The 11,784-nt window shown below is 69.6% G+C and carries 2 protein-coding genes and 1 pseudogene; all 3 read left to right on the forward strand.

Features of this window, described 5'->3' with window-relative positions; genetic code table 11:
• Nucleotides 1-279 precede the first annotated feature (279 nt).
• The gene (locus ABT369_RS26645; protein ID WP_350615882.1) at nt 280-537 is read left to right on the forward strand and encodes a hypothetical protein; all 258 of its coding nucleotides are present in this window, start codon (nt 280-282) and stop codon (nt 535-537) included.
• A gap of 38 nt (nt 538-575) precedes the next feature.
• Nucleotides 576-10,991: a helicase-like domain-containing protein gene (locus ABT369_RS26650; RefSeq protein ID WP_350615883.1), complete on the forward strand. Its 10,416-nt coding sequence runs from the start codon at nt 576-578 to the stop codon at nt 10,989-10,991.
• 487 nt (nt 10,992-11,478) lie between these two features.
• Nucleotides 11,479-11,781: pseudogene (locus tag ABT369_RS26655) on the forward strand (DUF4365 domain-containing protein); the annotation flags it as partial.
• Between the last annotated feature and the right edge of the window lie 3 nt (nt 11,782-11,784).

Here is an 11,784-nt window from a genome sequence, read left to right on the forward strand (position 1 = left end):
GCTCGCTCGGCACCGGCCGGCTGCCGCATTGCCAGGACATACCCGGCCCCACTGGCGCCCCCCGATCGGCGCTCATCCGTAGCAGAATAGGAGGACAGCAGATGGCCCGGCGCCGCCGCGATCCAAGCCCTGACCAGCTTGCGTTCGATTTTACGTTCGGTCTGCCTGGCACGCACGCGCCGCAGCCGGAGTTGGAACCCGCACGCGAAGCACCGAAACATGAAGCATCGGCAGACGAGCCGATTGTCGATGAGCCGCGAGTAGACGAGGGAGCACGACGTGAACCGGTACGGTCAGCAGGCGGAGCGTCACTGGCGCCAGGCGATGCCGGCCCGCGTCCGGGATCTGGACGATCCGGAGCGCTTCTTCACAGCGATGGGCGAGGAGCTGGAGGCGGCGATCGAGGAACTGGCCCGGACGCTGGCCGGACCAACTCCGATCGACGAGCCGTACATGGCTCGGGTGCAGCGGCTGACCACGGCCCGGTTCGAGGCCGAGGGCCAGGTGCTGCGCCAGATGCTGCTGACCGTCGGGTAGCTCCGCCAGGCCCTGCGCCCGCCCCCTCGGCGGAAGCAATGCCCGGCGGCCCGACGCGCGACCGGCTGTTCGAGAAGCTGCTGCAACCCCTGTTGGCGCACGCTGCCATTGCGGATGCTGAGCTGGGCACTGTCCCTTCCGCCGAGGTTGCCTACGGCACGTACGGCATCGTGTCCGGGCAATTGCCCGACGGCCGCAACGCCCGGCTGACCGGCTACGTCGTGGCGACCCATCGGGCGGTCGCTGGGTATCAGGGCTGGACGCCGGAGCCGTGCCTGGTCGTGACCGTTGCCACCCGTCCCGAAGCATTGGACGGCGTCGCCGTCGCCGTCCCTACGGGTGCGGATCTCACGGTCGTGACGCCACCAGCGGATGCGCCGGCTGGAACTGCCGCACCATGGCGGCAGATGCCGGTCGTTGAGCAGGTCAGCGCCGCCCTTGCCGAAGTCGGCCTGAGGCTGCACGAAGACCTCGATGCGCAGGGTCGGACTCGGTGGACGATCCCCGGCGTCGGCCGCGAGTTCCGCGAGATCGAGTCGATCGCTACCTACCTGTTCGGCGACGACGTATGGCGTGGCCGAGTCGACCCGCTGCTTCGGCAGCCCCTGATCGACCAGGCCGTCATCGAAGACCGCTGGGACGGCGCCACGACCACGGGGCCGACGCCGTTGCGGTCGGTACGCCGGGGCGCCTACGGCATGATCACCGGCGTCGTTGACGGCGCCGAGGCAACCGTGACCGGTACGTACGACCGGTGGTGGACACCGAGCCACGGCATGCAGCGCAGCGATGTGGCACACGTGGCCGTGCAGGTGAGCGACCCGGATGGCCAGCCCAACCGGTATCGCGTTGTGACAGTGGGCGTGCCTGCGGCCGGCGCCCACTTCACGGTCATCGACCGGCCCCCGCTCTCCGAACCCGCGCCTGCCACACCCGCGGTAGCGGTTCCGCTCGCGGTCTCTGACGACATGCTGCCGCTCGAGATCCTGTCCCGGCCATCGTCTGCGCCGACGAGGCTCGCCCCGGCCGCGCCGGGACCGGTTGTCGCGCCCGCTCCGGTGGCGGCGCCGGTCGTCAACGCCGGCAGCGAAGCCGACGCCGACGCGGGCATCTCCGAAACGAGCACCGCGAACGGCAGTGTCGCTGCCGGTGCGGTGTTGCCACCGTCGGGTGAAGCGGCGCGGGTGCGGGCCAATCTCGATGCCCTGCGGGTCCTGGTGCACGGCATCGAGGCCGAACAGCGCCCGGCAACGAGCGAGGAGCAGGCAACGCTGGCGCGGTGGTCCGGGTGGGGCGCCACGCCGGGGCTGTTCGACGAACGACCCCGCGAAGCCGCGCGGTTCGCCGCCGAACGTGCCGAGCTGCAGCAACTGCTCGGTGATGACGCGTACCGAGCCGCTCGTGCCACGACGCTGAATGCCCACTACACCGACCCGCGCCTCGCGGCGGTGGTGTGGGCCGCGCTCGGCACGCTTGGCTTCGACGGCGGCTCGGTCCTGGAGCCCGGCTGCGGCAGCGGCAACTTCCTGGCTGGTGCCCCGGCCGGTACCCGGCTGCTGGGCGTGGAGGTCGACCCGGTGACCGCCCGGATCGCACAGGCTCGGTTCCCGCACGCCGACATCCGCTCCGAGTCGTTCGCCGACACGCAGCTGCCCGATCCCGGGCTCGATCTGGTGATCGGGAACGTGCCGTTCGGCAGCCACAAGCTGCACGACCCCACGCACAATCCACGCCGCCGCCACAGCATCCACAACCACTTCATCCTCAAGGCTCTGGCCGCCACCCGCCCCGGCGGGCTCGTCGCGCTGATCACCTCCCGATACACCATGGACGGCCGCGACGATGCGCATCAGGAGGCCCGTCACCGGATGGCGGCGCTGGCCGACCTGGTCGGTGCGGTCCGGCTGCCCAGCGGCGCGCACCAGGCCGCGGCCGGCACCGACGTCGTCACCGACCTGTTGGTGTTCCGACGCCGCGAAGCCGGCCAGCCGCCGTCCGGGCCGGCATGGACGGCCGTGCGGTCCGTCGAGCTGCCCGCCGCGGCCGAAGGCGTGCAGGCCGAGACGTTCGACATCAACGGCTACTTCCTCGACCGGCCGGAGCTCGTGCTCGGGCGGCAGCTCACCGGCACCGGACGTGCCCGCCCGACCGTCGTCGTCGAGCCCGGCGACACCGACGTCGCCGCCGCGCTGGCGCGTGCCTTCCAGCAGATCACGGCGGCCGAACCGGCAGCTCCGGCGGTGGTGCTGCGCGGTCCGACCCCCGACCAGGAGGGCCTGTTCATCGACGCCGGGGACGGGCGGTTCTGGCAGGTTCGCGACGGCCGGCGGGCCCGCCACGAACCGCCGCGGACCCAGGTCGCCGAATTGCGCGCCCTGATCGGTCTGCGGGAGACGATCCTCGGGCTGCTCGACGAGGAAGCCGCCCAACGCGCCGACACCCCGCAAACCCAACAGCTGCGAGCCGACCTGAACCAGCAGTACGACGCATACGCCGCCGCGTTCGGCGCCATCAACCGGTTCCAGTCCTCCGCCAGCACCAAGGTGGACAAGGAGACCGGCGAACTCGTCGAGACCGAACGGCGGACCTACCCGCGGATGGGCGGGTTCCGCGACGACCCGTTCTTCCCGTACGTCGCGGCGTTGGAGAAGTTCGACGACGACACAGGCACCGCAGAGAAGGCCGAAGTGTTCCGGCAGCGGGTCATTACCGTGCCGACCCCGGTCGAGCGGGTCCAGTCGGCCGATGACGCTGTCGTGGTGTGCTGGGACCGGCACAATGAGGTCCGGCTCGACGTCGTTGCCTCGCTGCTCGGCGTGGACTCCGAAGCGGCGGCCCGCGCTGCCCTGGGCGGGCTGGTGTTCGAAGACCCGCAGTCCGGTGCGCTGATCCGCAAGGCCGAGTACCTGTCGGGCAACGTCCGCGCCAAGTTCACCGCCGCGCAGCAGGCGGCTGCGACCGACGACCGGTTCGCTGGCAACGTCGCGGCACTGCAGCAGGTACTCCCGCGTGACCTCACGCCGGCCGAGATCAGCGCCCGGCTCGGCTCGCCGTGGATCGCCGCCAGCCACGTTCAGCAGTTCCTGCGCGAGATCCTCGATGACCCGGGGGTGACCGTCACCAACGTCGGCGCCGCATGGTCAGTCAGCGGCGCCGCCAAGACGGGCGTCCTGGCGACCACCGTGTGGGGCACCCGCAGCCGGACCGCGACCGACCTCGCCGCGAACCTCCTGAACAGCCAGAGCATCGAGATCACCAAGACGATCGGCACGGGCACGGACAAGCGCACCGTCCGTGACCTGGAAGCGACCGCGATGGCGCAGGCGAAAGCCGAGCAGCTCGACGGCAGGTTCCGGGCGTGGCTGTGGGAGGACCCGGACCGATCCGCCGAGCTGGCGCGCACCTACAACGACCGGTTCAACGCGCGGGTCGTGCGGACCTACGACGGCGAGCACATCACCGCTCCAGGCATGTCCGCGGCGTTCACGCTGCGCCCGCATCAGATGGCCGCGGTGGCGCGCATCCGCAACTCGCGCGGCGTCGGGCTGTTCCACGGCACCGGAGCCGGCAAGACCCTGGAGATGATCGTCGGTGGCATGGAGCTGGTCCGGCTCGGGCTCGTCAGCAAGCCGGCCTACGTCGTGCCGAAAGGTGTGCTTGGACAGTTCCGCCGCGAGTTCCTCCAGGCGTATCCGCGGGCCAAGGTGCTCGCCGCGGACACCGAGGACCTCGAAGGCGACAAGCGACGCCAGTTCGTCGCACGCTGCTCCACCGGCGCCTGGGACGCGATCATCATCAGCCACGGCGCGTTCAAGAAGATCCCGGTCTCCCGCGCGAACAAGGTTGCCTACCTGAACAAGCAGCTCGACCGGCTCAAGAGCCACCTGGAGAACGCGGTCGACGCGGACCGGTTCTCCGTCAAGGACGTCGAGAAGCAGATCCAGACGCTGCAAGAACAGATCAAAGAGCAGCTCGCCACACCGAGCGACCCGGGTGTGGAGTTCGAGCGCACCGGCATCGGCTACCTGTTCATCGACGAAGCGCACACCTACAAGAACCTCCGGGTGATCTCGGCGATCAACGAGCTGGCGCACCGCGGCAACCAGATCACCGCGGACCTGGACATGAAGCTGGAGTACCTGCGCACCATCAGCCCGCGCGTGGTCACCCTGGCGACCGCGACCCCGATCGACAACAGTCCGTCGGAGATCCTGACGATGACCAAGTACGCTGCGCCCGAACTGCTGGCCGAGATGGGCATCGTCGACGACGACCAGTACCACGCCGCGTTCATCCAACCGCGCCGACGGGTCGAGATGCGCCCGGACGGCTCGGGATTCACCTCACGGACCCGGCACACCCGCTTCGTCAACCTGCCGGAGCAGAAGCAGCTGATGTACTCGTGGGCCGACGTCAAACTCAAGGAACATCTCGACCTCGGCGAGCCAGTGATCATCGGCGGCAAGCCGGAGATCCTGTCCGTGCCGGCCTCGGCCGAACTGCAACGGCACCTCGTCTCGCTGGCAGCACGCGCCAAGGCGGTCACCGGCGGGCACCCGGACCAGCGGCTGACCACCGGGGGAGCGCTCCGCGACGACAACATCCTGTGGATCTCCACCGACGGGCGGACCGCGTCGCTCGACCTGCGGCTCATCGGCGAGCACACCGACGCACCGCAGAAACTCGACGCCGCCGCGGACTGGCTCATCGACACCTGGCAGCGGCACCGGGACGACGTCTACACCCGCCCCGACGGCACCGAAGAGCCGATCCGCGGCTCCCTGCAGCTGGTGTTCTGCGACCTTGGCGTCCCACGCGACGGACGGTGGAACGTCTACGACGGGCTCCGCGACGCGTTGGTCGCCCGCGGCATGCCCGCCGACACGATCCGCTTCGCCCAGGACGCCACCAGCCGGCGGCAGAAGGACCAGCTCGACCAGGACGCCCGCGACGGCAAGATCGCAGTCCTGATCGGCAGCCGAGCCGGGCTCGGCACCGGACGCAACATCCAACGCCGCGTCATCAGCGTGCTCCAGCTCGACCCGACGTGGAAACTCAGCCCCGTCGTGCAAAGCCTTGGCCGCGGCCAGCGCCAAGGCAACGCCAACCCCGCCATCCACCACGTGTTCGTGGTCACCGAGAACTCCTACGACCCGTTCCTCTGGCAGAAGGTCGACGACAAGGCCCGCTTCACCAAACAGATGCTCGACCCGAACGACACCACCCGCATCATCGACGCCCACGACGGCGACGGCGACGGCCAGATCGACCCAGCGGTCATGTTCGCCGTCGCGGCCGGCCGGCCCGAACTGCTGGAGCTGCACCGCATCGAGGAGACCGTCGGTGCACTCCGCCTCGAACAGCGGATCTGGGCCGATGAGCAGGTCACACTCAAGGCCACCGTCGAACAGAACCGGCGCAGCATCACCGAGCTGCACCGGGCCGTCGCCGACCTGGACGACGTCCTCGCCCGACGGACCGACACCCGCGGCGAACAGTTCACGATGACCCTCGACGGTGCCACGTTCGACAGCCGCTCCGTCGCCGGCGCCGCACTGGTGGAGCGCCTGCACCGCAGCGTGCACACCGCCTACGGACGCAGCCGCCTGAACCTTGGCGTGCTCGGCGGCATCGCGGTACACGCCGACATCGAGCCAGACCTGCTCGGCCATCGCGCCCTGCTCAGCCTTGACGGGATCGCCGACAGCACCATCGAACTGAGCCAACACAACCTCGACACCCTTGCCGCCAGCGAAGGGCAGGACCGCGTCGGACTCATTCGGCAGCTGGAGAACAAACTCGCCGGCGCCGACGACCTCCGGGCGCGTCAACAGGCGACCATCGACCGGCTCCAGACCAACATCGAACGTGCCACCGACCGCATCGGCAAGCCGTTCCCGCAGCAGGCCGACCTTGACCAGCATGCCGCCAAGCTCGCCACCCTGCACCGGAAGCTCCGCATCGTCGACGCAGCCGTCCCCGACAGCCCCGCCGCGCCGATCGACGACGCCAGCGACGCAGCCGACGACCGCAGCAGTCTGCGCGGATCCCACACCGCCGACGCCCGCCGCTCACCCGAAGCCGACCACCCGGCACCCTCCGGCCGCGCAGACGTCAACGTCGGTCCGGAAGGCGTACCGGCACCGACGGAGCAGCCGGCGGCACCCGCGGCAGGCTTGCCGGAGCTGCACCGGCAGCGACGCGGACATCCGTTCTACCCACCAGCCGAGATCGCCGCGGCCATACCCCGGCTGTACGGCACTGACGGCATCTCGCCTGAGCGGACGATGCTGCACCTGCACTACTTCGGTGGCGCCACCGACGTCTGGCTCGCCGAATACGACCCCAGCACCGGTGAAGGCTTCGGCTACATCAACCTCGGCGACCCGACCGACGCCGAATGGGGCTACGTCAACCTGCCCGAACTGGAGGCGATCAACCACGGCCTGACCATCATCGAACGCGACCTCCACTGGACGCCGGTCCAGGCCAGCGACGCGCACCTACCTGGCCCCCGCGCACCGCGCCAGGCGACCCCGCTGCCCGACGAGCCAACCACCCAGACACCGCCAACGTCGCCGCAACCCGAAACCCGACCGGTCACGCCCGTCCCGCCGGCCGGCAATCCCGAGCTCACCGACGCTCGGCCACCGGAACCGGGAACAACGCCGCGAGCAGCGAACAACGGCCCGGAAGCGACCTTGCCGCTCGCGGCCTCCGCGACCGGCCGCCGAGCAGACTCACCAGCGTCAGCCGGAGCCGCCCCAAGCCAGGCCCCACCGCAGCCGCCGAGCGGACCGCCTCCGGACACCGCCCGCACCGCGACCGCGCTACCGGGCGCCAGCGGTCACATCGTCGCGGCCGAACCTGGCTCTGGCAGCACAACAACCACGGCTTCGCCGGGCGCCACGGCGGCCGCGGTCAAGGACCTGACCGCAGCTGCCGCCGAGCCAACCATCACAGGGGACATCGTGGTGGCCGGCCCGTCGTGGGCCGAGCGGATCCAGGTCAGCGACGATCCGAAGCCCGTCGTGCGAGGCACCACCGGCGGCCGACGCGAAGACGGACTCCGAGGTCTGCTCAAACAGCACCGCTTCCGATGGCACTCGGCCACGCGCGAATGGCACTACAACGGCCGGCCCGCCGACCGCAACGCCGCACTCGGCGACATCCGCCGCTGGCTGGCGGCGCAAGACCGCTCCGACGGCCACACCCGGCCGACGGCCACCGCGATGACCCCCACCGCGCAGCAGCAACGCATCATCGAAGCGTTCCAGGCCGGACATGCCGTCGCGGTGCAGGCCCTCGCTGGCACCGGCAAGACCTCGACGCTGCTCATGCTCGCGAACGCCCGACCAGACGCCCGGATCGCTTACATCGCGTTCAACGCACCGATCGCGGCCGAAGCCGCGGCAAAGTTCCCCCGGCACGTCCGGGCCGCCACCGCCCACTCATTCGCCAGGGAGGCGCTCGGCAGCGGCCCCCTGCGCGAGAAGCGGATCCGCACCGGTGCCCGCTGGCCCGAGGAATGGGCCGCTCACCTCAACATCGATCCGCACGTGCAGGCCGACGGCAGCGGCGTTGTGGACGCTGACCGGGTGGCCCGCCTGGTGGTCGCCACCGTCCAAGAGTTCAGACAGAGCGACGCCGACACCATCGCCGCGCAGCATCTCCCCGGCGACCTTGCGACTGACCAACCCGACCTGGCCCGCGTCGTGCTCGAACACGCTCGCGCCGCCTGGGCCGACCTCGTCCATCCCACCGGCAAGCTGTTCTTCGACCACGACGACTACCTCAAAGCGTGGGCCTTGACCCACCCAGTCATGCCCTACGACGTGATCTTCTTCGATGAGGCCCAGGACATCAACCCGGTGCTGCGCAGACTCATCCAGGACCAGCCCGCGCAGACCATCGTGGTCGGCGACTCCAACCAAGCCATCTACGGCTTCCGAGGCGCTGTCGATGCCCTGCACGACTGGCCGGCCGACACCGAACTGCCACTGACGCAGTCCTGGCGGTTCGGCCCGGCCGTCGCCGAGGTCGGCAACCAGTTCCTGACCTTGCTCGGCTCTCGCTGGCGGCTGAGCGGCAACCCAGCCCTGGACAGCAGCATCGGCGACATCGCGCTCCCCGACGCCGTACTCGCCCGCACCAACGCGGGCGCAGTCGCCGCAGTCGCCGACGCCTTCGACGCCGGCCGGCGCGTCGCCCTGGTCGGCGGCGGCAAAGCCATCGAAGACATCGCCAAGGCCGCCCAGGACCTCCAGGCCGGGCGGCCCACTGCACACACGGAACTGGCGCGATTCACGTCCTGGAACGAAGTTCGCGCCTACGTCGACGACGCGGAGACCGACGCCGCCTCGCTCCGCGCATTCGTCACCCTGGTCGACCGCCGCGGCGCCGAGCCCCTGCTCCAAATGGTCCGCGACCTCATCAACGAAAACGAGACCGGGACGGACGGGAAACCCGCGTACGACGTCATCGTGTCCACCGCGCACAAAGCCAAAGGCCGCGAGTGGGACAGGGTGCGCATAGCCAGCGACTTCCCCCAGCCCCAAACCAACCAGCAGACCGGCAAGACCTCGCTGCCCAATGCCGAACAACTCCGCCTCGCCTACGTCACCGTGACCCGAGCCCGCCGACAGTTGGAGCTCGGCTCCCTCGGCTGGATCACCGAGCTAGAAACCCTGCAAGCGAGACCGACACCGATGCGCGCCGCGAACGCAGAGCGTGTTCCGACGCCTGATCAAGCGGCAGGACCTCAGCAACGTGACGTAGACATGCCAGCGCCGCAGGTCGAGCCGCGAAGCCCATCGCAGCAGGCCGCACCGAACACAGGCACGGATGAGCGCCTGCCGGACGGTGACCGCGACCACATCGGCAATCGTGGGGTAGTTGACGTTCCGGCCCTAGCCCTTGAGCCGGTCGAGCCGGCTCGGCTTCCCCCCGGTGAAAGCGCTTTGACGCCCACCCAGCAGTATGTGGCAAGCGAAGTTGCTAAAGCGGGCACCGGCTACAGCACCGCGGCCCACCGGTTCAGCGCCTACATTCAACTGCCGACGGCCGAGGTTGCCGGTCTGCCGGCGACCATCCAAGCTGCCCTCCGCGCCGACCTCGAACACGTGGCTGCGTCTGGCAGCCCACGGGAACAGTCGGCGGCCCTGTTGCTCACACACCGGTGGTTCGGCGGAGGGGGCCAGCACACCAACGCGCAGCAGGACGCCATCGCAGCGGCGGGTGTCGGGTCGCTGCAGAAGGACCACGTCCGAGTCGGCTTGTACGGAGCACTGTCCGCAGCCCAGTTCCACGCGCTGGACGACGTGCACCAGAACGCGATCCGCGCCGACCTTGAAGAAATCGCCACCAGCGGTGCGACGAAGACCATTCCGCGCAACCGGACGACGTACGGCACCACCATCCGAGGCGTCACCGCCGACCACGTCGACGCAGCAAACGCGCTGCTACGCGCGATCAGCCTCGATCAGCGCCCGGAAAGCACCAACGCCGGCAAGGTCGGCTCTCGAGTATGGCTGGCGCACCTCAATCCAGGCGACCAGATCCAGCACCGCGGCTACACAGTCACGGTCGACCGGATCGGCCTGGACGGCCGAACCTACCTCACCAACGGCGCCGTGATCGCCGACCGCACGCAACGAGCGCTCCTGCTCGCAGCGGCACCGCCGCCGCACCGGACGCCCGCAGCGGGCGACATGCAGCCGCATCACGTCGAGCCGCCAATCGGCGAGCAGCCCAGCGACACCGTGACCTTCGCCGCCACAGCCGCGGGCAATAGCGGCGAACCAGCTCACTCGCCACTCAGCGGCTTTACTGCGGTCGAGCAGGCAGTCATCCGCAACGCGGTCGACGACTATGCCGGCTTCTATGCCCTCGGACCGCTACAGACCGGAGTATCCTCAACAGCCCGCTACGTCAGTGAAGGTCATCTCCGCGACCTCGTGGACCGGCACAGCCTCAACGCCGTATGGACGGCCGTCAGCGCCGTGATCGACGCGACCCCGGACGTGCTCGAACGCTCGACCGCCGATCGAGAGCAAGCTCGGGCGGACCGTCACCACGAAGCGGGACAGGTCGCGGCCGACGCCCTCACCGCGTTCAAATCGGGCGACTTCGACGCCGCCGAGCAACTTGCCCAGCGGGGACGACTCATCGACCCGGAGTACCGCCCCGGACGAACTGAGCAGCGCCCGTACGGCGTTTCCTGGGACGAGATCGACGCTGCGATTGCCAACGCTCGGCATCCGCAAGACCGGCCGACAGCGGCGGACGTGAACCGACCGGAACATGGCGCGGACCAGCCGCAACATACCGCCGCTCAGCTAGCCAGACTCGACACCGCTGTACCGCACTCCGCAGTGAGTGGCCGGCCGGCCGCGGTCCACTCCCGCCAGCGCATCGATGCCAATGCCGACAGTCACAGCTCGGCCAGCCGTTGACGGGTGCCGAATCAGGACGATTTGGCCCGGCGGCGGCAACGCGCCGGCGGCCGTTGGATCCCATCTTCGGCGCGGCGAGCAGTAGGTGTTCGACATCGTCTGGCCGCCATCGTACATTCGTGCTATCGCTGCGGTTCGCTGGCGGAGGCTCGCCGGGTGCAGTAGGGCAATCAGACACTTCGTTGACGACCTCGGCTCTGGCGATGCGGCGCTCGGTCAGGTAGGGCCGCATGTCCGCATTACACGCCGCCGCGCCGTGGCCGCCGGAAATTGTCAGAGGGTGGTCCTACGCTGATCCAACGACACAGTGTCGGGGAACGGGAGCGAACGTGAGACGCGTGATCGCAGGCGGGCGGGGATGCCACGCGTGCTGCCATGGAGTCGTTGTGGAAGCCGCATCGGCCCGCAAGCAGAAGCCAGCTGGCCGCGGTAGTCGCCGACAGCGCCGAACGGATCGCGTCCACGTCGATCGGCGGTGTGCCTGACGATGCCGAGGCGAAGCGTTCAGCAGCGGGCTGGCTTCCGGGCCGAGGCCTTCGTCGACAAGGCCGTGTCGGACGCGGGCCACGTCTGGAACACCACTCAGCGCGACTTCGGCATCGACGGTCACATCGAGTTCGTCGATGCCGAGCGGCAGGTCAGCGGCTTTTCCGTCGCTGCCCAGGTCAAAGGCACTGAGGTCGGATTCCCCGGCGAAACCGCGGACGGTTTCCGGTTCCGCTGCGACGGCGACCGCATCGACTACTGGATGCGCTACGGCCGGCCGGTGGTGCTGATCTGCGTCGATCTGCGA

It is taken from the genome of Dactylosporangium sp. NPDC000244, from assembly GCF_040300725.1.
In the GTDB taxonomy this organism is placed as follows: domain Bacteria; phylum Actinomycetota; class Actinomycetes; order Mycobacteriales; family Micromonosporaceae; genus Dactylosporangium.

What these genes read in the sequence shown, in the direction of transcription:
- ABT369_RS26650 (WP_350615883.1), top strand. Translation starts at nt 576, where the DNA reads ATGCCCGGCGGCCCGACGCGCGACCGGCTGTTCGAGAAGCTGCTGCAA.